At 43.1% G+C, this 25,591-nt stretch carries 17 protein-coding genes; 11 read left to right on the forward strand and 6 right to left on the reverse strand.

Going from position 1 to position 25,591, the window contains the following annotated elements:
- Window positions 1-95: 95 nt before the first annotated feature.
- From U5K35_RS09365 to U5K35_RS09375, 3 genes are read left to right on the forward strand one after another with little or no spacing between them, the layout of a single operon-like run.
- Entirely contained in the window at window positions 96-1,622 is a 1,527-nt protein-coding gene (locus U5K35_RS09365) for an acyl-CoA dehydrogenase family protein (RefSeq protein WP_322571192.1), read from the forward strand.
- A gap of 24 nt (window positions 1,623-1,646) precedes the next feature.
- The gene (locus U5K35_RS09370) at window positions 1,647-2,357 is read left to right on the forward strand and encodes an NAD-dependent deacylase (RefSeq protein ID WP_322571193.1); all 711 of its coding nucleotides are present in this window, start codon (window positions 1,647-1,649) and stop codon (window positions 2,355-2,357) included.
- Window positions 2,350-3,243: an SGNH/GDSL hydrolase family protein gene (locus U5K35_RS09375; protein WP_322571194.1), complete on the forward strand. Its 894-nt coding sequence runs from the start codon at window positions 2,350-2,352 to the stop codon at window positions 3,241-3,243. The genes U5K35_RS09370 and U5K35_RS09375 overlap by 8 nt, the downstream gene beginning before the upstream one ends.
- Before the next feature lie 165 nt (window positions 3,244-3,408).
- Here U5K35_RS09375 and U5K35_RS09380 read toward each other — a convergent pair whose 3' ends face one another.
- Both U5K35_RS09380 and U5K35_RS09385 read right to left on the reverse strand, forming a co-directional pair.
- Window positions 3,409-4,068 (reverse strand): hypothetical protein, encoded by a 660-nt coding sequence (locus U5K35_RS09380; RefSeq protein WP_322571195.1) that lies wholly within the window; start codon window positions 4,066-4,068, stop codon window positions 3,409-3,411.
- 74 nt (window positions 4,069-4,142) lie between these two features.
- Window positions 4,143-4,838 carry an SDR family oxidoreductase gene (locus tag U5K35_RS09385; protein ID WP_322571196.1) on the reverse strand — a complete coding sequence of 232 codons (696 nt, stop codon included), beginning with the start codon at window positions 4,836-4,838 and terminating at the stop codon, window positions 4,143-4,145.
- 360 nt (window positions 4,839-5,198) lie between these two features.
- Here U5K35_RS09385 and hisC point away from each other — a divergent pair, with 360 nt between their 5' ends.
- From hisC to U5K35_RS09405, 4 genes are all read left to right on the forward strand, one after another.
- On the forward strand, window positions 5,199-6,302 hold the full coding sequence (gene hisC, locus U5K35_RS09390) for a histidinol-phosphate transaminase (RefSeq protein WP_322571197.1): 1,104 nt from the start codon (window positions 5,199-5,201) through the stop codon (window positions 6,300-6,302).
- Between the two features lie 14 nt (window positions 6,303-6,316).
- Window positions 6,317-8,386 carry an alpha-ketoacid dehydrogenase subunit alpha/beta gene (locus U5K35_RS09395; RefSeq protein WP_322571198.1) on the forward strand — a complete coding sequence of 690 codons (2,070 nt, stop codon included), beginning with the start codon at window positions 6,317-6,319 and terminating at the stop codon, window positions 8,384-8,386.
- Window positions 8,387-9,167: 781 nt separating this feature from the next.
- Window positions 9,168-9,557: a hypothetical protein gene (locus U5K35_RS09400; protein ID WP_322571199.1), complete on the forward strand. Its 390-nt coding sequence runs from the start codon at window positions 9,168-9,170 to the stop codon at window positions 9,555-9,557.
- A complete protein-coding gene (locus U5K35_RS09405) occupies window positions 9,535-11,022 on the forward strand; it encodes a sensor histidine kinase (protein ID WP_322571200.1) in 1,488 nt (495 codons plus the stop codon). Before U5K35_RS09400 ends, U5K35_RS09405 begins: the two co-directional genes overlap by 23 nt.
- A 343-nt stretch (window positions 11,023-11,365) precedes the next feature.
- On the opposite strand, the gene U5K35_RS09410 is transcribed toward U5K35_RS09405, so the two are convergent.
- Window positions 11,366-12,925, reverse strand: coding sequence for a glycerol-3-phosphate dehydrogenase/oxidase (locus U5K35_RS09410; protein ID WP_322571201.1), 1,560 nt, complete (start codon window positions 12,923-12,925; stop codon window positions 11,366-11,368).
- A 268-nt stretch (window positions 12,926-13,193) separates the two neighbouring features.
- Between U5K35_RS09410 and U5K35_RS09415 the strand changes: the two genes are divergently transcribed.
- Both U5K35_RS09415 and U5K35_RS09420 read left to right on the forward strand, forming a co-directional pair.
- Window positions 13,194-16,145, forward strand: coding sequence for a SusC/RagA family TonB-linked outer membrane protein (locus U5K35_RS09415; protein WP_322571202.1), 2,952 nt, complete (start codon window positions 13,194-13,196; stop codon window positions 16,143-16,145).
- An 11-nt stretch (window positions 16,146-16,156) separates the two neighbouring features.
- On the forward strand, window positions 16,157-17,530 hold the full coding sequence (locus tag U5K35_RS09420) for a RagB/SusD family nutrient uptake outer membrane protein (protein ID WP_322571203.1): 1,374 nt from the start codon (window positions 16,157-16,159) through the stop codon (window positions 17,528-17,530).
- An 84-nt stretch (window positions 17,531-17,614) separates the two neighbouring features.
- Here the strand turns inward: U5K35_RS09420 and U5K35_RS09425 are convergent, their stop codons facing one another.
- Window positions 17,615-19,504, reverse strand: coding sequence for a CocE/NonD family hydrolase (locus tag U5K35_RS09425; RefSeq protein WP_322571204.1), 1,890 nt, complete (start codon window positions 19,502-19,504; stop codon window positions 17,615-17,617).
- Window positions 19,505-19,675: 171 nt separating this feature from the next.
- Window positions 19,676-19,945 (reverse strand): hypothetical protein, encoded by a 270-nt coding sequence (locus U5K35_RS09430; protein ID WP_322571205.1) that lies wholly within the window; start codon window positions 19,943-19,945, stop codon window positions 19,676-19,678.
- A 290-nt stretch (window positions 19,946-20,235) separates the two neighbouring features.
- Here U5K35_RS09430 and U5K35_RS09435 point away from each other — a divergent pair, with 290 nt between their 5' ends.
- Window positions 20,236-20,475, forward strand: coding sequence for a hypothetical protein (locus U5K35_RS09435; RefSeq protein WP_322571206.1), 240 nt, complete (start codon window positions 20,236-20,238; stop codon window positions 20,473-20,475).
- 128 nt (window positions 20,476-20,603) lie between these two features.
- Here U5K35_RS09435 and U5K35_RS09440 read toward each other — a convergent pair whose 3' ends face one another.
- Entirely contained in the window at window positions 20,604-23,849 is a 3,246-nt protein-coding gene (locus U5K35_RS09440) for an amidohydrolase family protein (RefSeq protein WP_322571207.1), read from the reverse strand.
- A gap of 306 nt (window positions 23,850-24,155) precedes the next feature.
- On the opposite strand from U5K35_RS09440, the gene U5K35_RS09445 reads away from it, so the two are divergent.
- Complete coding sequence (locus U5K35_RS09445; protein WP_322571208.1) at window positions 24,156-25,478, forward strand: tetratricopeptide repeat protein; 1,323 nt, start codon at window positions 24,156-24,158, stop codon at window positions 25,476-25,478.
- Window positions 25,479-25,591 lie beyond the last annotated feature (113 nt).

Consider the following 25,591-nt stretch of genomic DNA (forward strand, 5'->3'; position numbering starts at 1 on the left):
TCCCCACATCCCCCAACCACCACGAATGGTTTTTGTTTGGGTATTGTTTATATTTGAACATCAAAACCCCATCTTTTAACAAAAGCAGTGAAACAGTGGAATATAATTTAGCTCAACCCGTGAATATCAAAAAAGATATCTCATCATTCTTGTCAGACTATAAAGAAAAACTTTCCGAATTATTTAACGAAAGAAATGATGAGGATGAAATGCTGGCCACTCGCGGAATACCACCTTATGTATTACGTGAAGTGCTGGAACACAACCCATTATCAACATTTATACCTAAAGAGTATAATGGTAGAGGCGCAATAACCAGTGAGGCATTGTCTATGCTGGAAACTACATCTTATCAATCATTGCCACTCTCGCTTATGATGGGAATTAACGGTGCGCTATTTCTCCAACCGGTAGCAAATTACGGAGAGCAAGAAGCTCAAAAATCTGTCTTTCAAAGATTTCTTCAAAAGAAGAATATGGGTGGATTAATGATTACTGAACCTGATTACGGGTCGGATGCATTAAGGATGCAGACAAGTTTCGATTACAATGAAGAGAAGGATTCTTACTCTATAGACGGTCTAAAGCATTGGGCCGGTTTAACAGGTTGGGCTGATTACTGGCTAATCACTGCTCGAGGTATGGACAAGGATGGCAATCTTGGTAGAGACGTAGGATTCTTTATTCACGACAGCTCCAATGGTGGTATTGAAGTTCTTGAATATTATAAGAATCTCGGCCTTTATATGCTTCCATACGGTAAAAATAAGGTGAACATCGAAGTACCTGCTTCTCATCGATTGCAGCCAAATACGACCGGTGTTACCATGATGCTTGATATCTTACATCGAAGTCGATTACAATTTCCGGGTATGGGTACCGGCCATTTAAAAAGAATGTTGGACGAAGCATTGGATCACTGTAAAACCCGATTGGTTGGAGGTAAAAGCCTGTTTAATTATGATCAGGTAAAAGAACGGCTGGCACAGTTGCAGTCTTATTTCACGGTAAGTTCAGCAATGAGTTATTTTACCAGTACCAATGTGCCACTGGAAAAGAATACGTCCAGAATGGATGTCGCAGCCAATTCAATCAAGTCTGTCGCGACGGATTATATGCATGAGGCTTCACAGTCTTTAATGCAGCTTGTAGGTGCAAAAGGGTATCGGTTAGATCATATTGCGGGTAGATCTATTGTAGACAGCAGACCTTTCCAGATTTTTGAAGGTTCAAATGATATTCTCTATCAACAGATCACAGAGTCTGTGCTTAAAATGATGAGAAAAAGTAAAGAGACCAATCTTTACAAATTTTTGAACAGCTATTCACTTACTGAGAACGCAGCCGAGTACTTTAAAGATGTGCTAAACTTCGATATTGATAACCAGTTGCCTCAACGAAAATTGGTACAACTGGGAAGAGCTATCGGACGAATTGTTTCTATGGAAATGACTCTGAAACTGGGTGATACCGGTTTTAATTCGAGCATGATTTCAAACAGCCTGAAGGTTTTGAGCTCAGAGGTTCATTCTTTAGTAAGCACGTTCAATAATAATCAAGAACCATCAGTGCTTGAAGATTACAGCGATGACAGCAGCTGGCTGAAGTTTGTTAATGCGTAATTATCGATCAAGAACTTTCAATCATTGCCAAATAAGCCTATTGAACATATAGTTGTACTTTCGGGCGCAGGCATAAGTGCTGAAAGCGGGCTGTCCACGTTTAGAGATTCGGGTGGCCTGTGGGAAGGCTTTGATATCAATGAGGTGGCTTCTATTGAAGGTTGGTACAGAAACAGGGAGAAAGTTCTTGATTTCTATAATATCCGAAGGAAACAGGCTGCGGATGTAGAACCCAATCCCGCCCACAAAGCTTTAGCTGATCTTGAAAAAGAGTATCAGGTTACAGTTATCACACAAAATGTGGATGATTTGCACGAGCGTGGCGGGTCAAGTGAGGTTATCCATCTTCACGGAAAACTAAGGGAAGCCCGAAGTGAAGACGACCCTGATGTAATTGTAGATATTGGTGATAAACCCATTTCAATAGGTGACGAAGCACCCGATGGCACACAGTTAAGGCCGAATGTGGTTTGGTTTGGCGAACCGGTTCCCATGATTTCAATTGCAGCAGAGAGGGTATCTTCAGCCGACCTTTTTATGGTAGTTGGTACTTCACTTGCCGTTTATCCGGCTGCCGGACTTACAGATTACACCAAGCCTGATATCAAAAAATATTTAATAGACCCCGGTACTCCTGAGTTATTTTCGTTTGATGGATGGAATCACATGAAAGAGAGCGCCGCGAGCGGAGTGCCAAAATTAACTAAAAAACTTTTGAACAGAGATTATGAGTAACAAAGCAACAGATAAGGAAAAAGAAGCACTGGAAAAGTATCTTCTTCAGTTTTTGAATATTGAGAAACATTTTCCGCTTCTTCCGGGCATCACTGACAACAAAGCAGTAGCCGGATTGATGGGAATTGATGAGGAAGAATTAAATAAGCTCAGAACTCATTTCTCTGAGAGTGCCAAGGAAGCGGCTTTGGAGTTGTTAAAGGAAGATGACGTTGCCGACTGGCTGGATGAACTTCCATTCAATAAAGACGATACGGTTGTAGCTTTTGGTGACTCTGCAACTGATGACCTGCAGGGCTGGTTCGAGATATTTAAGAATATTCTGAATATTTATGTTGAGGGAGCCGATTTCACATTTATTAACGCGGGGATTGCGAATAACACATCATCTGAGGCACTTAGAAGAATGCATCGCGATGTGCTCTCTCACGAACCGAACTGGGTAATTGTGAGCTTAGGAACATTTGATACGATTCGTCCATCATTTATGCCGAATCGAACATTACATCCACTCTCAGAAACGTGGGAAAATCTGGCAACTATTGGGGACGCGATTAAAACGGTAACAGAGAATCCTCCGATTTGGATATCACCACAGCCCGTTATTCCCGGCCTTTTGGATGAAATGGAGCTTTTTGATTTTGAAATTAATGAGAAAGATCTGTCTCAAATCCGCCAAATACTGCTGGGAAAAGCCGGATACATCGTAGATCCACTGGGTAAAAGAATGGGAAGCCCTCCGGAAGCGTGGTACTACTTGAGTGATGGAATTAATCCATCTCTTTCAGGACATGTGAACACCGTTCGGGAACTTATCAAAACACTTGCTACGGCAGAAGAGAGAGATGGAACAATGGCTTCGGTAGATTTTGATGCCGAAGAATAAAAGCTGCCTTAAATGATTTAATCACACCTATTTCGAGATTTGAAAGATTCTCCCCAAAAAAGGGGAGAAAAGGTGTCCCGAGGAGTTATCATCTTTTCTGATGAACATCAACCTAGTCTGTGATCAGGATCCCTTAATAAGCAGGGGCTTTCATCAAAGTTCAGATTAAAACTGTGCCCGAAACGAAATCATATTCAGTACGGGCGCAAAATCATATTTGAGTTGGTCTGTATCCAATGATTTTTTAGTGATGATATCCGGACTGATCATGCCAACAGTAAACTGTTCACGGTCAATTTCTATCAGTGAGTTTCTGTTTAAAAGATTTGAAGAGACAAAATCTGAATTTCGTTCTGCATAGAATAACGAATCAAAAAGGCCAAGACCGAATCCTGCCCAGGTACCGATTGATGAGCCGTACTGAAGGCCGTCTACAATCGGTTTATTACCAATAAGCATCACAGCCGATCCCAATATTGCTCCACCGGCAGCACCGTAAAAGGTATCAAGTAAAATAATGACGGTTGAGTTGTTGCCATCATTAAACATGCCCGATATAAAGAATTCCTGTCCCTGAGGCAGGGTTACGATATCATAAACTGCAACTCCGGCTCCGGCTAAAATTCCGGATCCAAGCCCGACACGCAACGGTGCAAAATCGCTGCTGTTTTGAAGACCCATTGTAGCTGCACCCAATGCAGTACCTGTCAGTGCGCCATTTAAGACATTCCCTCCAAGAAGCTGTCCGGTTTGGGCAGATGATTTTTCAGAAATGGTGACCGATAAGAGAAGTAGAAAAAGTGTCAGCAGGGTAAATTGCTTCATGAAATATCTTCGGTTTGTTGTGATAATAGCTTGGCTGAATTTACCAATATTCGATCTTTAAAACAGTTTAAATTCTAACCGGGATCGCCGAGTGTAACCGGTAAAATTTGACCGTTATAGAATTTATGGCCGTTTAATATAAATTCAGAAATGTATTCTGCAATCTCTTCCGGTTCAACAGGTGCTTCTATGCCCGGAAAAGCCTGCTCAAGCATTTCGGTTTGCACGGCGCCAAGACAAAGGGAGTTGCATGAAATGTTTTTATCAGAAAACTCGGTAGCTATACATTCAGTTAAGATGGACAGCCCGCCTTTTGTAGCGCTGTATACCGACAGCCCCGGAAATTTACTGCTTCCCTGATAGCCTCCCATACTGCTGATGGTAATAATGTGGGAACCGCTATTGAAAAATTCATGGAGATCTTTTGTTAAAAGAGCCGGTGCCATTAGATTCACTTCAAACTGTTTTTGCCAGTCAGATCGGGTTTGTTCAGAAAATGGCTTATTGATTAAAACTCCGGCGTTGTGGATCAATCCATCAATTTTCACGCTGTTATCACTTAGATATTGTGAAATTGTTTCTCCGGCTGAGCTATCCGTTATATCCAGAGCGAGGGGTTCAATGTTGCTTGGATATTCATCCTTAAGTTGGTTCAGCAAATCCTTTGAACGGGAAATGGCAATAACCTGATGTCCCAGTTCAGCCAGTCTTTTTGACGTTTCATTTCCAATTCCCCTGCTGGCTCCCGTAATTACTATTCGTTTAGACATTTTTTTGAATAACTTGAGTTGATGATAATGTTTGTAACTGCCTAGGCTAGATTCATAATATGTCAATTAAGATGTTTGAAAATCATCACTTTAAAAAGAGGAGATTTTCTTATTAAAAGCATAGAATCGAACCCGGGTTAACAACTTTCGTAATTGAGTTATACACTTGCAAAAAATAGTTTATCTCTTCTGTTTTAAAAAGTTGTCATTGCAAGCGCTTTTTTTGTTTCTTTACGTGGCTTTAACAAAATTGCATTAGATTGAATTCGGTGTATATGAAGAAATAAGACTGTTTAACGCTGATAGAGACGCACAGTATCTAAAAATCAATTTGAATAAGAATCACCTGGATTGATCGCCATGAACATTGATGAACTACTACCGGACAACATCAAAAAGCTAAAACCGTACGTTGCCGGGAAAACCATAGCCGAAGTAAAGAAGGAGTATGGGCCGGAAAGAATATCCAAGCTGGCTTCGAATGAAAACCGTTTGGGCTGCAGCCCTAAAGTAAAAGATGCAGTTCTACAGGCAATCAAAGAGATTCAGGACTATCCTGATCCTATTGCCGGAAAACTGAGGAGAGCAATTGCCGACCGGAATGGAGTGAAAGAGTCGGAAGTGATTATTGCGGCAGGTTCAGAAAGTATCATATCCATTCTGTGCAGAACCTTTTTCAAACACGATGAAAATGCAGTTACTGCCAACGCAACTTTTGTAGGTTTCTTCGTTCAGGCCGGTGTTCGGGGAATCGAGTTAAAGAAGGTTCCGGTAACCGGGGACTATCGTTTTGATGTGGATGGAATTCTTAACGCCATCGATGAGAAAACAAAAATGGTCTACCTGGCCAATCCAAATAATCCGACCGGTACATACTTAAATGCAGACGAGTATAAAAAACTGGTCGATTCAATTCCTGATCATGTTCTTCTGATTGCTGATGAGGCCTACTACGAATATGCCGCCGAGGTTGAAGACTATCTCCCCGCGAAAGAGTATCGAAAAGAGAATGTGATTATTCTTCGAACTTTTTCCAAGGCATACGGGCTGGCCGGATTCAGAATCGGCTATGCGATTGCCGATGAGAAACTCATTACAGAGATGTTAAAAACTAAACTCACTTTTGAACCCACTGCGCCTGCTCAGGCCGCGGCACTTGCAGCATACAGTGATGAGGATTTTTTGGCCCAAAGCATTGAGGTTGTTAAAGAGGGCCGGCAGAGGCTCTATGACTTTTTTGATAAACACAAAGTTTCTTACAAAAGATCTATCTCTAACTCGGTAATGATGATTCTGAAATCCGAAGAGGAAGCGATCGGTTTTACTCAAAAAATGCTGGAACAAGGCGTTATTTTGAGACGCATAAACGCTTTTGGACTTCCAAAGTGTGTGCGTATTACAATTGGAACACTTTCAGAAATGGATCATTTTGAGGAAAGTTTTGAACAAATTTTTAAGCAGTAGAACAGAACGTAAATATGGCTAAAAAGAAAGACGCGAAAAACGAGTTTGACTGGCTTAAAGTGGCCGATACACTACTTCTTTCAAGGGCAATCGATGACCTTGAAGAAACTGAACTGGTTCCCGATAAAAAGATTTTATACCAGTTTTCAGCCAGGGGACACGAATTGGGGCAGATTCTATTGGGAATGCAGCTGAATAAACCCAACGACGCGGCGTCTGCTTACTACCGTTCACGTCCGTTAATGCTCACGCTCGGGCTCGAAGCCGAAGATGCCATAGCATCGGGAATGGCCAAATCAGGTGGGTATAGCGATGGACGGGATATAGGTGTTGTCTGTAACAAGCCGGGTAACGACGGTGTTACGGTTCTGCCGATGGCGGGTGATGTGGGATCACAATATACCCCGGCTGCCGGTTGGGCTCAGGCAATTGAGTATCGGAAAAATGTATTAAAAGAGGATGAGTACTCGGATGCAATTTCTGTGATTTTAGGCGGTGACGGATCAGTTGCTACAAATGGATTTTGGTCGTGCCTAACCATGGCCACCACTCTGAATCTGCCCGTGTTATTTTACATCGAAGACAACGGTTATGGGATTTCAGTAACCAGTGACATGCAAACGCCGGGTGCTAATATCGCCAACAATCTCTACTCTTTTAAAAACCTCAGGATTTTTGACGGCAGCGGCACGGATCCAGAAGAAGCACTTTCTTTAATTAAAGAAGCGACCGGTTACACTCGGGAGCGAAAAGGCCCGGCTCTTCTTAGGCTGACTGTTCCGAGATTGAACGGGCACTCCTATCAGGATAATCAAGCTTATAAAGATGATGAGCTGCTGAAAGAGGAGAAGGAGAAAGATCCACTGAAGACGTTAAAGGAATTTATGGTTCCAAAAATGATCAGTGAGAAGAAGTGGAAGGAGCTGGAAGAGAAAAACCGTGAGATAGCCAAAAAAGCCGCGGAGGATGCATGGAATCGTCCCGATCCGGACAAAGATAGTATTAAAAAACATGCATTTTTTGAAGACGGGGATGAGATCCAGCAGGTTGGCGGTTTATATAAGGAGGGATTTGAGTTTCCGGATTCCTCTGAGGAACCATCACCGGAAAAGCAGAGAATCAACATTGTTGAAGGGGTTCGAAGAACGCTGGAACACGAGCTTGATATCAACGAGAAGGTTGTGGTTTTTGGTGAAGATGTTGGAGCCAAAGGAGGAGTACATGCCGCAACAATGGGATTGCAAACCAAGTTCGGCGAGGATCGCGTATTTGACACGAGCCTGTCAGAAGAAGGAATTATCGGTCGAGCAGTGGGTCTGGCTTATGCGGGATTGATGCCGGTGGCGGAGATTCAATTCAGAAAATATGCCGATCCGGCTACAGAGCAGCTTAAAAATACCGGGACAATACGATGGAGAACGGCGAATAAATTTGCAGCCCCGATGGTGGTTCGTATGCCGGGCGGATTTGCAAAATGCGGAGATCCTTGGCACAGTGAGTCGAATGAAGTCTTTTTTGCACACATGATTGGCTGGCAAGTTGCCTACCCGAGTAATGCTCAGGATGCCGTAGGGCTGCTTCGTTCGGCAATGAGAAGCAACAACCCGACTATTTTCTTCGAACACCGAAACCTGCTGGACTCTAAATATGCGCGAAAACCATACCCCGGAGATGATTTTGTTGTCCCGTTTGGAAAAGCGAACAAACTACGTGAGGGTGAGGATATCACCGTTGTAACCTGGGGAGCAATGTGCGAAAGGTGTGAGGCTGCTGCAGAAAATTCTGATATATCCATGGACATTATCGACTTGCGAACCATATCGCCGTGGGATAAGGAAACGGTCTTTGAATCCGTGAAAAAAACCAACAGATGTCTGATTGTTCACGAAGACAGTCAAACTGCCGGTTTTGGAGCGGAAATAGGTGCGGCCATATCAAATGAATTGTTCAGATACCTGGATGCCCCTGTTCAGCGATTGACGATGCCGGATATCCCGATGCCGTACAATGTTGAACTGATGAATTCAGTGCTTCCTTCAGAGGAAAAAATTCTAGAGAAAATAGAGGAAATTACACGGTATTAATCTAAAGTGGTTCAATTCCCCGACCCTTTGGGGTGAAAAAAGATTGAAATCCCCCTTTGTTAAGCTACCGAGTGTACACAAATTTATTTTAGATCATGACCTAAGTAAATTTTAGATAGTTTTCCGGAGATTCCTCCACTTCAATCCGAAAAACACGGATTTACGGTCGGAATGACAGGCTTCACATGGGAAAAGGCAGCGGGCAGCTCTCAACCTTTTATCCATATACAGCTTTCTGCCCGCTGCTGCTTTACCCAGTGCCATGTCGTCCCGACTAAGAGAGCCTGTCTGCCGAAGCTTTAGCACAGGCAGGCGTAGCGAACGCATGGAGGGATCTCATTGAAAAAGGCTATAATCGCTTTAATACTTTACTTAGCTGTTGAAGCCTTCATCAATATTATTAAGGATGTGTACACACGGTAGCTTTCGAAGGGGGGACGCTCACCAAAAAGCCCATACTTTTGAAAAAAGAATGGATCTCAAGTTGATACCTTGTGGGCTAGGATCTAAGGTAGTTCATTCAAACTCAGGTTGTTAGTACAAAAATGCTGATTTGACAGTTGAAGTGGTTAATGAACCATTTCAAGTATTTCCAAAGCACGGTTTGATTCTTTATAAAAAACCGGTCTCTGTTAAGATATAGAGTCATTTATTTGATAACTTGGTTAAAGTATCTTTACAACTAAAGTGAAATATTTTCTGAATCTTCTGTCTAAAATGTATTACATTCAGCACAGAGTGACTTTTAGGCTGACCAAGATGATAATTAAATGATCTCTCAATGCGTCTTGGCACAAAATTATTAGCGGGCTTTTTCTCGATAGCTCTCCTTGTTTTAATCACAGGGAGCTTTTCGTACTATCTGGGTAATGCAGTCAAAAATGAGCTGATAGAAACCAGTGTTCTTACGTCTAGTCAGCTTCAAACCCTGTCTGATTTAACATCGGATCTGCAGAACTCCCTTCTCTACACCAGAAACTATCTCACAGAAGTAGACAAGCGCGAACGTGGTGATAACTCTATCTCCGTAACAGCTCAAATCAGGGAATCGAGGCGTGTTGTTGAGAGAAGTCTGAACAATTTCGAAACGGACTTTCAGAAATTCCTGGAACGTTCAAAAAGCAATATTGCCGAAGAGGAAGATTTCGATGAATTATGTAGTTCAGATTGAGCAACTGGCCGATTCCCTGCAAACCTCCTTCAGCTATTACAACTCCCTCACCAGGCAAATTATCAACCCGGAGGAGGGAAATTTTGGGAATGAGATATTTACCGTAACCGTAGAACCATATTTTAGAAATACGGTTTTGCCTTCGTTAATGGAGTTGAGATCTCTTTTTAACGAACGGGTAAATAATCAGCTCGCTGAACTGGAAAGCAGGGCAAACACTACGGTTCGTCAGGTTATCTTTGTTACCATTCTCGCATTTCTGATTGCTCTTGTGTTTACGTTTATCGTGTACCGGTCGATTGCCAAACCCATTCAAAAATTACAGCGTACGGCAGATGATCTGGGTTCAGGTGATCTTTCAAAACGAATTCAGATCAACACAAAGGATGAACTTGCTGATCTTGCGTCTTCATTCAATTCAATGGCTGAGAATTTGAGCAAGAGTATGGTGTCTCGAAGCTATATGAATAATGTTATACAGTCGATGGGAGATATGTTGATTGTTACGGATCAGGACAACCGTATTGAGCTGATCAATCACGCCGTTACCTCCACGCTTGAATTTCAAGCCGATAAGCTGCAGGGAAAGTTCTTCTTTGATCTGTTTCAATCCGATAAAAGAGAAGAGCTGGATCAAACATATTCTCAAAACGAAATGGATGAACCGGTTGTGGATGAATGGATGATGAAAACAGAGTCTCAACAAGAGATTCCGGTTGTGGTTACACATACTGAAATTTTTGATCAGGATGGAAAACGCAAGCATATTTATGTGGCCAGAGATGTAACCGATCAGAAAGAGGCAGAGCGACAAATCAGCGAATCATTGAAGGAAAAAGATGTAATGCTTTCTGAAATTCATCACAGAGTGAAAAATAATCTGGCCGTTATTTCAGGATTGCTCGAAATGCAGGTTTGGAATACGGAAGATGAAAGCACGGCTGAAATTTTGAGGGATAGCCAGCTGAAGATCAAGTCGATGTCTCTGGTTCATGAAAAGCTGTATCAAAATGAGAATTTTGTTGATATAGATATTGCGAACTACACGGAGGAGCTGGTAGGAGAAATTCAGAAAACCTATCATTCAAAGAGAAAGAAAATTGAAACGCAGTTTGATTGTGAATCTATTCTGGTGACACTGAATCAAGCAATTCCAATTTCACTGCTGCTCAACGAAAGTATTGTAAATATCTACAAGCACGCCTTTAAAGATAAGGATAAAGGTGAGATCACAATCAGAATGAAGCTGACTGACGGTGATATTCATATCAAAATAGCCGATAACGGTGTTGGACTGCCGGATGGGTTCGACAAAGAGGCAGACGGTTCGATGGGACTCATTTTAATAGAGACCTTAACCAAACAGCTGAATGGAAACTACATACTCCAGAATGGAGATGAGTTTGGTACGGAACTGCTTATCTCCTTTCCGATAAATGACCAAAGTGGCGGCGGCTTTGTTTAAAACCTGAGTTCGAATATTAGTTAGATAATTGAGGTATTGGAAAGTCCCCTCCTTTTCCAAGGAGGGGATTTAGGGGAGGTTGAAAAAGGTTAAAAATCAAATTATTAATTCTGTTTCCATACGAATAGTGCAGTGAACCACATCGACAGAAGCTGTCCAAAAAGGTACATTAGTTCAAATAGCGCTTAAATAATTTAGTTTTTTCCTTCAGACTCACCCTATATCCCTCTCTAACTAATAGAGAGGGATATAAAGTCTAAATTATTTAATCTTGGATCTGAGTTGATTCACTTTTTGGACAACCTCGGAGCAAAATGTTTAAGTTTCAAAATTGAACTCAGGTTTAAAGGATATATGCTGAAGCTACATGTTCGTATTCAGAAACCTGAGTTTTTTGCCACTCTCTGTCTTTGTTCATCTCATTAGCCATAAGTTTTGCAACTTCGGGTGCCATCTCCACACTGGCTTTTGCATCGAGCAGTAAAGCGCGGGTTCGACGGGCCAGAACGTCTTCTACCGTCATAGCCATCTCGTTTCGCACTCCCCAAACGACCTCAGCTTTTAGGTAAGGAAGCCGCTCATGAAGTTTTTTACCGAGCTCCGGATTTTCTTTGATAAGCTTTTCAATTTCTACCCGGTCTGAACCATAATGATGAAGAGGATCGGAGTGGTCGGTGTTTTTGAGCCAGCCGTGAATTCGCATATTCTCAGTTACACACTCATTGAAGTTGAGTCCGGCGATAGTAGCGGCCTGATCTACCGTATCCTGAGCCATCTTCCGGTAGGTAGTCCATTTACCGCCTGTAATAGTAACCAAGCCACTGTTTGAAACAATCAGTGTGTGATCTCGGGAAAGAGATGCGGTATCGCTGCCATCCCCGCCGGCTTTAACCAGGGGACGCAAACCGGCAAATACGCTGCGGACATCATCCCGTGTGGGATCGCCTGTCAGATATTGCGCCGCATGTTTTAGGATAAATTCGATCTCTTCTTCCTTCGCTTTGGGTTCAAGCTCCGGGTTGTCAACGGGAGTATCTGTGGTTCCCAACACAAGTTTACCATTCCATGGAACGGCAAATAGAACGCGCCCGTCATCCGTATGAGGTACCATGATGGCCGATTCGCCGGGTGAGAATTCACTGTCGATAACGATGTGTACACCCTGGCTTGGGGCAATCATCGGTTTACTGTCGGGGTTATCCATTTTTACAATGTTGTCCGTAAAAACACCGGTCGCATTTACAACTACCCGTCCATTCACCTTAAACTCTTCTCCGGTTAACTGATCCGTAAAAACAACACCGTCAACCATATTGTTGGTTTTCAGCAGCTCCGTTACTTTTGCGTAGTTAATCATCGTAGCCTCATGCTCCACTGCGGTTTGAGCCAGGTTAATGGCAAGACGTGAATCATCAAACTGACCATCGTAGTAGATCACACCGCCCCGGAGGCCTTCCTGTTCAAGTGTTGGAAGCAGTTCAATCGTCTTTTCTAGCGATAGATTTTTTGACGGTCCAAGACCGAGTTTTCCGGCTAACATGTCGTAGACTTTCATCCCAATTCCGTAAAACGGTCCTTCCCACCAATCGTAATTGGGAACAATAAAAGACTGATTGCGCACTAAGTGTGAAGCATTTTGAATGAGCAGTCCGCGTTCCCGCAGTGCTTCAAGCACCAATGAAACATTTCCCTGTTGGAGGTATCGTACACCGCCATGAACCAGTTTTGTAGAACGGCTGGAGGTACCTTTTGCAAAATCGTGCTGCTCAAGAAGCAGCGTACTGTACCCTCTGGATGCTGCATCGACGGCAGTTCCCAGACCGGTTGCTCCCCCGCCGATAATGATCATATCGAAGTAACCTTGCTTTTCATTTACTGCTTGTAGCATTTCGGATCTGTTCATGGCAAAAAAGAGTTTTTTTGGATTAAGGCTCATTGAAATGATTTAAACGCTAAATAATTATATAAAAAATTCATGAGAAAAGGATTAAAAGTAAATCCCGAAATCATGGATTTGGTCTTGTTTACAGTATATGGTGGTGAGTCGGAAATTAGTTTTAAATCACCATTGATGTTCTAAATTGATTTAGCTAAATAGTGTAAGGTTGAAAAAAAGGTGTGTAAGTCTTTTCTCATCCTGCTCAAAACAGCAATCAAACAAATAATAATCTATGGAAAATCTATACAAACGAGGAATCTGTATCGTTCTGTTTTCTCTTTTTACGGTTAGTAGTGCATTCGCACAATTCACTGTAAATGGGACAGTTATCGATGCCGAAAGCGGTGAGCCTTTATTCGGTGTTACTGTGGTAGAAACAGAAACCGGAAATGGTGCAGCAACAGATATTAATGGACAATTCACATTAAATGTGGCAGGTGAGTCAGCTACATTGCGAGTTACCTACATTGGATATATAGTCCAAAATGTAGAAGTAAATAGAAATGGAAATTCGATAGTGGAGATTGAGATCGAACTCGAGCCGGATATTTCCAGGCTGGACGAGATCGTTGTAACAGGTCTTGCCTCTAATGTGAAACGAAGTAACCTGGCTAATGCTGTAAGTACAGTATCTGCTGAGGAACTTGCAGGAACAACCGTAAATGAATCCATTGACGGTGCCTTATCGGGTAAACTTCCCGGCGTTAATATTGTATCCAGTGGCGGAGCTCCCGGTGGTGGTAGCAATGTTCAGCTTCGTGGTATTTCAACACTCGGTGCTGGTTCATCTCAGCCACTTTATGTTATTGACGGGATCTATGTTGATAACTCTGTTATATCTACAGGAAGGTCTTCTGTAAGTGGTGCAGGTGGAGCAAGTCAGGATGGTGTTGCCAGCCGTGTATCTGATCTTAACCCGGAAGACATTGAATCCATTGAGGTTCTTAAAGGTCCTTCTGCAGCTGCTATATACGGTAGCCGTGCGAATGCCGGTGTAATTATCATTACAACCAAAAAAGGTAAAGCCGGAGACACCAGGGTTAGTATTAAGCAAGATGTTGGTTTTGCAACTGCTTTGAATCTGCTTGGATTTGATAAGTGGAGCGAAGACAAGATCAACCTGCTTTACAGTGGTGCCAGTCTTTCAGAAGAATTGGCAAAATTTCAGCAGAATGGAAATCTTCTGGATTATGAGGAAGAGATGTATGGTGAGACCGGTTTACTTACCAACACTCAGATCAGTGCCTCCGGCGGTAGCGATAAAACGCAGTTTTATTTAAGTGCCGGTATTCAGGATGAAGAAGGTATTATTAAGAATACAGGATTTAACAGAAATAACATTCGGTTGAATGTAGATCATTCGATCAATAATAATATTTCTTTTTCATCTACCTCTAACTTTATCAGAACAGACTCAGATCGTGGATTTACCGGAAACCAGAATGGAACCGGTGGTAGTATTGGATATAATATTGCATACGTTCCCAGTTATGCTGATCTAAGACCGGATGAAAATGGTGTATATCCAAATAACCCATATTTTGCTGAAAATCCTTATGCACTGCGCGATCATGCTGTTAACAATCAGATCGTAAATCGATTCCTGCAAAGTTTAAGACTGGAAGCTCAGCTTTATTCAGATGATAACAGCTTCCTGAGTTTCAACACACAGGTGGGTTTTGATTACCTGAATGCAAACTCTGAAGTGTATTTTCCTGAGTGGTTTCAATCACAGCAGGCAAGTGCTACGCCGGGTGATGTGATCCATGGTAAGCAGGATAATTTTAACCTGAACATGCAGGCATTCCTTGTTCATAATATTGATGTTGAAGGATTCAACTTTAGTACGCAGTTGGGTTATACCCGTATCTATGAAGAATCCAATCGTCTGTTGAACCGAGGTAGAGGTTTGGCTCCGGGACAAACAAACCTGAATCAAGCTCAGGTTCAGTCTGTGTTTGGACAAACCTTTCAGGAAGTTTCTGAAATTGGATTGGTTGCCCAGGAAGAGATCAACTGGGAAGATAAATTGATCGGTACGGTAGGTGTTCGTTTTGATAAATCAACACTGAATGCCAACCAAAACGAGTTCTATGCCTTTCCAAAGGCTTCTCTTGCTGCTAACCTGACTAATTTTGGTTTCTGGAATATCGATCAGATCGATCAGTTTAAACTGAGAACCGCTTACGGTGAAACCGGTGGTAAAGCATCATTCGGCTCAACCTTTGAAGCACTTGGTGGCGTTAATATTGGTGGAGGTCTTGGATCTGTTATCTCAACAAGAGCTATCGATCCAAACCTGAAACCTGAGACAGCCAGTGAGATCGAATTTGGTGCTGATATCAGTGCATTTCAGGGCAAGGTCGGGTTGGAAGCGACTTATTACATCAAAGAAGTTCGTGACCTGATCCTTGATCAAAATCCTCCTGCTTCAACAGGTATTAGTGCCATTGCAACGAATGCTGCTGATCTGGAAAATAAAGGTATTGAACTTACTTTAACTACCTCTCCGGTTCGAACGGCCAACTTATCATGGGTCACAAAATTATTGTACTGGAAAAATGATTCAGAGATCACAAGACTGGATATCCCATCCGATGAAACAGGTGGATTCGGGCTATCACTTGGCCAGTATCTGATCCGTGAAGGATATTCACCCACAACTATTGTAGGAAATCCTCAGGATCCGGGCCTTACATTCTACGGTGATGCTCAGCCTGATTATCAAATGTCTTGGTATAACGAATTAAACTTTCTTGCTAATTTTGAGTTTAGTTTTCTTTTCCAATACAGCAAAGGAGCTGACAACATTGACCTGACAAGATTCTTGCTTGATGGTGGTGGTAATACACCGGATTGGAGTGAAGATTCTGATGGTGATGGTACACCAAACGGCCTCGACCGTGGTCCTTTTAATCCCAGCCGTTTTGTGGATGATGCAACGTATCTGAAACTAAGAGAAGTTGGTTTCTACTATACGGTACCAACAAACCTGGTTGAAAGTTTAAACGTTGAAAGAATCAGATTAGGCGTTTCAGGTAAGAATCTCCTCCTATTCTCCGATTACAACAGCTATGACCCTGAAGTATCAAACTTTGGTGCTCAGCCGGTAGCTCAATCGGTAGAGGTTACTCCTTATCCGAGTTCAAGAAGAGTATTCTTTCACATAAACCTCGACTTTTAAGAATGATTATCATGAAAAACATTAAACATTACATATTTAGTACGACTATTGTACTGTTATCAGTCTTTATGATGGCAGGTTGTAATTTGACGGAGGTTGACGAGGTTTTAGATCCAAACAACCCATCTGTTGCCGGTGTGCTGCAAGATGCATCCCGGGGTGAACTTCAGAATATGGTTACAGGCCTTGAGGCTCGTCACCGTAATTATGTAGATAATGCTACTGAACTTTATGGCTCATTTGGGCGTGAGGTATGGGCATTTTTTGAATCCGATCCACGATTTACCATTGACTGGTTGGGACAGGAGGGAATAACTCCTTATCCAAATTTCTTTGGGTCAGGTGGTGTGTATAACACTCCATATCAAACAATTAAGCAGGCAAACCTTCTTATTGGAGCCGCTTTAAACACAACCAGTGTTACTGAAGCTGAAGCCAATGCAATATTAGGTTTTGCTAAAACGATCAAAGCGTTTCAGTATTTGATACCGCTTCATGGACAGTATCAAAACGGTATTCGTATTGATGTTGATGAACCGCTTAATCCGGGGCCGTTTCTCAGTTATGATGACGCTCTGACAGAGATCCTGAATCTTCTGGATGAAGCCAACACTGATCTGAATAATGCTTCTGCCACACTGCCATTTAATTTAACAGAAGGCTTTGGCGAGTATGGTTTTGATTCGGTAGCCGGTTTACAACAGGTTAACCGTGCTATAAAAGCCCGTGCTTCTATTTATGCGGAAGACTGGACCGGAGCATTGGCTGCATTGGATGATTCTTTCATGGATCTTACTGCGGGTGAAGCCAGCATGAACGTTGGTGTATACCATGTATATGGCAATCCGCCGGATGCATTCAATCCATTATTCTACCCATTGGATGCCAATACAAACCAGATCATGGTGGTTCATCCATCAATGATCGATGATGCAGAAGCCGGTGACCAACGTGTTGCCAATAAATTCTATCAGCGAACTGACCCTGTATCGAATGCTAATATTCCGGAAGATGCGGAATACCAGGATGCAAGGTGGGCAAGCAATACATCACCGATTCCATACCTGAGAAATGAGGAATTGATCCTTATTTATGCGGAAGCATTAGCTCAGAGAAATCAGGGAACGGATATTGCAGATGCCGAAGCGGCTGTCAATTTGATCCGTGGTACCTGGGGACTGACACCGGTTGCCTTGGCAAACACGGCGGAAGTCATTGATCAGGTGTTATTTGAACGACGTTACTCTCTTTGGGCAGAAGGTGGTCACCGCTGGATAGATGCCAGAAGATATAATCGTCTGAATGAGATCGATGCTCGTTACGGAACTGTGTTTACTCAATTAGAACGACCAACCAGTGAAACAAACTGGGAAAACAATAACTAAGGAAATTTAAATTTCCACATTATTAAAAAGGCTGTGTTTTTTAACACAGCCTTTTTTATTACCTATATTTTTTGGTTTAGCTTATCAGTTCTTAACGATAGGAAGCCGGATTTGACTTGGATACTCCTTCGAATGATGAATGTTATTGGTTGCAGTAACTCCTTCCGATTCATCGTAGTTATTGCCACCGGTATTTAAGTTTCGATCAAAACGCGGGAAGTTGGAACTGGAGACCTCAATTCGAATCCGGTGACCTTCCTTGAAGTAGTTGCTCGTCGACATCGGCGTCATATTGACCTCATAAATACTGCCCTCTTCCATAAACACCTCTTTGTCGTAACCTTCACGGTATCTGACACGCTGTATCGTCTCATCCAGGTTATACGCAGTTCCATCCGGATAGACATCAATCACCTTGATGGTTACATCCGTATCCTTCACATCTGACGACAGATACAGTCTGCTTTCAATAAAACCGCTCACTTCAATTCCTTCTTCAAGCGGCTCAGATGTGTAGACGAGGATGTCATCCCGCAATTCCATCTCCTGCTGATCAAACGCTCCGCCTTGAACCGCATTTCCGGTACAGCAAACATTTCCGCCATAGGAGGGAACAGGTTCCATCGGATCATAGGTGAACGTATCCGGGTTATCCTGATCCGGTGCTTCATTCTGAAGAGATCCGTCTCCGTTTCTAGTATTTGCGCTGCCTCCGCTGTTTAGATAGAAAGTCGTCATCTCCGCATTAGCAGGTGGCCATTGATCGGCTGTCTGCCACTCATTCGATCCCATGGTGTAGTAGCGAACTCTTGGCAGTTCCTCTGTGATGTTGTTATCTACTCCCTTCATCCAGAAATCGAACCAGTCGTAGATCATCTCCTCATATGGAAGGGTGGCATCCCCTACATTTCGTTCACCCACAACGGTGTTTTCAGTTGCCCGGGTATAAGAGCAGTGAAGGGTGGGAGCAATGACCAGATATTGGTTGTCTCGAATTTCAGGATCTGAGGCATTTTCCCGGACATGATTATACAGAGCCAGGTTTGGACTTACGCCCACATCATACCAGGAGACGAACCAGAAACTTGGCACGCCAAAATCCATGTCATCATGGTAAAGTCCGCTTTCATACCATTGGGGATCATCAGGTTTACGGGTAATCATCTCCTCGTAAATCCCCTCCGGTCCGTTTACATTTTTGATGATATCCTGAATGGGCAGATGGCGAAGTCCTTCAGACCAGTCAACGCGCGGGTAGGTGGGAGCCATATCATAAAAACGCTGCAATCTGAGAAGATCTTCCTGCGAAATTCCCCGCGGCAGTTTTGGGGCCATCGGGTCGTGCTGAGTAGAGTAGAGCCACGCGGTAAAGAGCATCTGACCGGCTCCGCCTCTGTACCAGTTACCTTGCTCATGAAATTCACCGACTCGGCCTACACCGGCTCCATATCCCTGCGGAACCATTGCGGCGTGTGCGGGGTGATCCATAGCGGCAACGGCCATCTGCCACTCTGCGGTAGAAGAACAACCAAGTGTTCCGATATTGCCGTTACTCCACTCCTGATCAGCCATCCAGGTAAAGGCGTCGTAACCGTCCGTAAGAGGCGTGCCGAGGATATCCCAGTCACCCTCAGAGAAAAAACGTCCGCGTTCGTTTTGAACCACATAGGCATAACCCCGCTCAACGGCACGCAGTGCTGAGTTTAGTGTACGGGTATTTAACTGGCCGTTTCGATAGGTGTTAAAATTGTAGGGTGTTCTGGAAAAGATGATGGGGACCGGTTCATCGGTTTTTGGCCGATAGATATCGGTAGCTAGTCGAACGCCGTCAGACATCGGCATCATCACTTTCTGATCGATGATGGCTATTTCTTCGAGCTGTTCTAATACATTTACGTCTTGAGCTTGCCCGTTTACAAAACTGATGCATACAATCAGAAGTGAGATGAGCAGAATTGAAATTTTATATTTCATATTGAAAAGTTTGATTGAAGGATAATACAATCAATGTAGCCGATTCACTGTTGAGAATGAATCTGAATTAAATAAAAAGGTGTAAAACAAAAAAAACGCCGGACAGCTTTTACCGCCCGGCGTTTTTAGTTTGAATGTGTTTTACTTCAACCCTTCAAGGTTTTTCGAAGATTAGTCCGAATTCGCTTTCAAATCACCCTTATTGTATTTATGAATGATACTTGAAATAAGCGTCTGATATGGAATGCCTTCTTCCATAGCTTTGACCTGAATATCTTTAAAATCTTTTTCGGTGAGGCGAATATTTATTCTTTTATTTTTTAGTGTGCTGTTTTTGGCAGCTTTTCTGATTTCTTCTTTTATTCCCTCACCGGAAGAAACCCACTCTCCATTTTCATAGGATTCAATGATCTTCTTTTCTTCTTGATCTAAATAATCCATTATGTATCCTCCTTATGGATATATGATCTTGGTTAAACAAAAACTGTTGGCGTTGGAAGCAATTCGGAGAGAGTACATGAAAATGAAAGGAATGGATCCTGATCAACCCATCCAAAAAGTTGTTAAAATTATAAATCGTTTTGAAAGTTGATTATCTGCTTATAGGTGGATATGCCGTAGTTTTTTACGGGTGAGTAAGATATACCGGTGATATTAATTTCTGGGTAAACCCAACCGAGGAAAATGCAATTCGGCTAGTTGAGGTTCTCGATCGGTTCGGATTTGGACGCTTGAATCTTACTATCACAGATTTCACCAAAAATGATCAGATCATCCAATTGGGATACCCGCCTAACCGAATTGATATAATTACTTCCGTAACCGGTTTAAAATTCACTGATTGTTATCCCAAAAGAAATTCATTTTCAATTGAGGATATTGAAATTCAAACTATTTCACTTGTAGATTTGAAGAAAAACAAAAAGGCATCGGGCCGTTACAAAGATCTTGATGATCTTGAAAATCTTTAGATTTTTTTTGCAGAGATATCTGAATAAAAAACGCCGGACAGCTTTCACTGCTCGGCGTTTTTAGTTTGAATACGTTTTACCTCAAACCTCCAAGGTTTCGAAAACCTTGGAGGTTTAGATAAAGTTAATTAATGCCCGTGCCCGTTACTGTTCCCACCGGTGATGGCGTGCCAGTCGAACTGCTCGCTGTAGCCTTCGCGCTCCCACCAGAATGGCAGTCTCTCACGCTCACGGTTTCCAATTTCGTTCATGGTTTTGGAATCGTACAGACGGCCGTTAATCATAGTATTCACAACAAACTCGGTGTCGTAAATGTCTTCCAGCGGATTTCCGTCAATTACAATCAGATCGGCCAGTTTGCCGGGCTCAAGTGATCCAACGTGGTCTCCAATCCCAATATAGTTGGCAGGATTTATCGTTGCTGTACGGAGTGCATCGTGATTACTCATGTCGCCCTGAGTAAACATCCAGGTCTCCCAGTGTGCGGCAAGTCCCTGCAGTTGTCCGTGCGCTCCCATGTTCACAGTAACGCCAAGATCGTGCAATTCTTTAGCCGCTGCAGCAACCTGCATGTGGCCAATTTCATACTCCTCTTCAGGTACCATGGTTCGGTGGCGAGACCTGGAGTCCACAATTCCTCTTGGTGTGAATGTAAGCAGATGATCTTTCTCCCATACATTTGTGTGCTGGTACCAATAATACTCACCGTTCATACCGCCGTAGTTTACAACCATAGTTGGCGTATATCCTACATCCGAAGCACTCCATACCGTTAGTACATCATTGTAGAGTGGAGCAATTGGCACGTTATGCTCGATTCCGGTGTGTCCGTCCAGAATCATGCTCATGTTGTGTGTGAAGGTTGATCCGCCTTCAGGCACAACATTTACTCCCAGTTCCCGGGCAGCTTCCAATACCTGCTGACGCTGATCGCGACGAGGCTGGTTGTAGCTTTTTACAGAAGTGGCTCCGAAAGCCTGCGTTCTGCGAATGGCAGAACGGGCATCTTCCAAATTATTAATCACGGTTTTCTGTACGTTTTCAGCACCGTACAGAATCCGGCCTGTGGAGAAGATTCTCGGACCGATCATATTTCCGGATCGAACCATTTCAGCCTGCGAAAAGATCATTTCCGTATTGGATGATGGATCGTGGGCTGTGGTCACACCGTATGCCAGGTTAGCAAAATATTCCCACTGTTGATTCGGGCTCAGTCCGCTGCGGAAGTTCCCAATATGTGCGTGTGCGTCGACAAGTCCCGGCATGATGGTTTTGCCTTCCACATCCATTACGTAAGCGCCACTTGGAATAGAAACGTCATCAGCCGCTCCAACAGATTCAATCCTGTTTTCTCGAACCACAATGGTTCCATTTTCAATCACTTCATCTCCATTCATGGTAATGATATGTGCATTGGTGAGTGCAATTACACCGGAGGGCTTATCTGTTTCAAGTTCCAGGCCGATACGGATCGCATCATTTTCACCCAGAGGAAGCTCTTCACTGGTATCACCGCTTAAGAAATCAAATGCTTCATCAAGTTCAACTGAGTAGTACTGTTCGCCGAGCGTCCATCTAAGCTCATCGGAGTTTGCAGACCAGTGCAGATTATATCCTGCATCCCGTGCAACGTGGGTGACCGGAATGGCGCTTGTGTTTGAGCTTAATGTGATGTCTGAACCAACTTGCGGCATTGGTGCGATGTACACTTTATACAGTTCCGTAAAAGCAATCCATTTGTTATCGGGGCTAGGTGTGTAATCAATTGCATATTCAGAACTGAAGTGCTGGCGATCATCCTGACCGTTCAGATCCATGCTGCGAAAGCTTGTGTATGCCTGGTAAAAAATGCGATCACCGGCTGCGTTGAAGATCGGATTACTGCCACGCTCTGAAATCAGTTTCTTCTCTCCGCCACTTACCGGCATCGTGTAAATTCCCGGATTTTGCGTGTATGCGTGACCCTGATGATTGTTTCCACTTTCTCTTCTAAACAACAAAGTCTGTCCATCAGGTGAAAAAGATGGAGTACGATAAATCCCCTTCTCTGTGGTGATGGTTTGAGGACGTGCATTTCTGCGATCCAGACGAAGAGTCTTGATTTTTCCGAGTTCTTCATCGGTCCAGGTTACATAAGCCAGCAAGTTACCATCCGGAGAGAAAGCGGGTTCAAACTCCAGGTTTTCTTCATTTGTCAGTCTTTCAGGTGTTCCGTTTGGAAGATCTTTTTTCCAAAGATATCCGGCGGCATTGAAAACCAGGGTATTGCCATCAGGCGAAGTTACCGTGTGGCGAACGGCCTTTACCCGGAAAGTATTGGGTGCGGGATCAAACTCAAAGTGGACAACATCGGCTAACCGGTGATTCTGTTCAGCTGTGAATGGAATTTCCTCAGCTTCAAGTGAATTTGTGTCCAGTTTGTGGATTTTTCCTTTTGCCCAGAATACCAGATGATTTCCATCGGGTGTCCAGCTGATGTTTGTATAAGGTCCGAAAATGGCCCAGGCCTGTTGCTGATCAAAACTCAGATCATCATAAACGGGCTTTTCAATTCCGGTCTCCAGATCACGAATATAAAGAACGGATTTTGTTCGAACCCGCTTTACGAATGCAAGCTTGTTTCCATCAGGTGAAACCGTAGGAGAGATGGCTCCGCCGGGGCCGCCGGTAATCCGGTCAATATCTCCGGTCTCGCGATCGTACCGGTTTATCACATAAATCTGGCTGTTGGCATCCCGGTTATATTGAAAACCTCCACCCGGGTAGACATCCTGGCTGTAATAAACATATCGGCCATCGGGAGATACAAACGGTTGACCTAAATCCTGTTGGTCATTCATTCGTTCAACCAGCTGAATACCGGAACCTCCCGTAATGTGATACAACCAAAGTTCACCGGCTCCCAGTGATCGGCCTGAAGTGAAATGTTTTCGGGCAACAATATAATCTCCATCGGGTGACCAGGATGCATTGTTCAGCAGACGAAAACTTTCATCCGTGATCTGTTTCGCATCCGATCCATCGCGATTCATTACCCAGATGTTGTCGCCTCCTCCGGCATCACTGGTGAAAGAGATTTTTGACCCGTCGGGGCTGAATCTTGGCTGAATTTCGTAGGCCAGACCTTCGCGCAGTATTGTGGCTTCACCGCCTTCAATCGGCATGATGTAGATATCGCCCATAAGGTCGAAGACGATTTCGGTTCCGTCGGGACTCACATCCAGATTCATCCAAGTCCCTTCATCGGTTTCAAAACTGATTTCTGTGAAATCGGCACGGTGTTGGTTTACGTCCCATTTATCTTCACCGTTATCCTGAGCTGTCGCAGTGAAAGCAAGCAGCATCGAAAAAACAAGTAATAGCAATCTTTTCATGTTGGTAGTATTTAGTTAGAAAAAGTCTGTTTGATGTTAATAAAAGTTGGGGAGAATAGCGGGTTTGAATTGTAATTACTTATAAAATGCATTTCGATTAATGAACCGGAACAAGTTTTTTAAAAACGACTTTAAAAAAGTAAATCAATGCTTTAGGCCGTTTAAAGCCGGCTAAAAGAAATTTTAATTTGAATTTGGCTCTTCGTTGGGTCATATTCACGGTTTAGAAAATTATCAGGCAATGAACGTTTACACAGTTCGTTTTTTGTTTTGGCTTAAGAGCATCATTAACCAACAAGTAACACTATGAGATCATTAATTATCACATTCGCACTTTTAATAGCTGGTTCAACAGCTGTATTTGCCCAGCAGGAGCCCCCAAACGGTATGGGTGAACTAGAAGCCTACGCTGTATTCATGGATGCATACAAAGCAGATAACCACGAGATGGCGATCAACTTTGGTGCATGGATGATTGAAGCGAAGCCTAAAACAATTGAAGGTTACGATAATTTTGATCTACTGCGTCAGTTCGAACGGATGGTCAAAGTGTATGAAGGTGCTGCAGAAAAAGAGAGTGATCCTTCTACAAAAACCGAGTATCTGGAAAAATCTCTGAGTGTTTTTGATGAAGTACATAATACCTTTTCTGAAGATGAATTGGATGTGTATGAATGGAAACTGAGAGAGGGTCGTTTTTATCACGAAAATTATTCCGGTCTGAATGTAGGCACGCAAGAGATTGCGGCAAAATATGAAGAGGCATACCTGGAAGATCCCAAAAGATTTACAGAAGCCAGTAACGGATATTTTGCTGATTTCCTGTTAGGCAACTATGCTTCACAAGGACAGCGCGATAAAGCTTTTGCGATGATTGACGAGATTGAAGGTTATGCTTCTCCGGACCTTCAGAACAAAATCAGTGATATCAGGGAATCTTTGTTTACCAGTCCCGAAGAACGAATTGAATTTTATGAGTCAGAGCTGGCTGATGCGGACGACAATAAAAAAATTGAACTCTATTCCAGTCTGATTGATCTTTATGATGAGACAGAGATGGTCGATAAGGCGGCTGATGCTGCACTGAGTTTGTATGAACTGGATTCTTCTTTTGCCAACTCTAGAAAAGTTGCAAACCTCTATTTGGACAAGGGAGAATATGGTGAAGCTGTTCAATACCTGGAAACGGCACTCGATAAAGCTGAATCTAATAAACAGAAGAAAGAAGTAACATTACAACTGGCTGAAACACATCAGCAGCTTGAGGATTTCAAACAGGCTCGTAACTATGCACGTCAGGCAATCGATCTGGACGCAGAATATGGCGAAGCTTATGTGAGAATGTCATCTATTTATGCAGCCACTATTTCAGACTGTACAGGCGGAAGCAAGCTTGAGCGAGAAGATCGAACTGTATATTGGCTGGTCGTAGACTATCTTAATAAAGCCAAGAATGTTGATTCCTCACTCACTTCCAATGTAAATAATAGAATAGAATCTTACGAAGGAGCCATGCCCTCATCTGAGGATAAGTTCTTCCAAGGTTGGGAATCGGGCGACAGTTTTAGAATTAACGGCGAAGTTCGTGAATGTTATGCCTGGATTGATGAGACTACCACTGTAAAATAATTGATCGACATCATTTCAAGATCAGGCACTCCGGAGAAATTCGGAGTGCCTTTTTTATTGCATGTAAACTCCATATTTACATAGGATTCTAAGATTTGATTATGCGCTAAACA

Source organism: Rhodohalobacter sp. (assembly GCF_034521535.1).
Lineage (GTDB): Bacteria > Bacteroidota > Rhodothermia > Balneolales > Balneolaceae > Rhodohalobacter.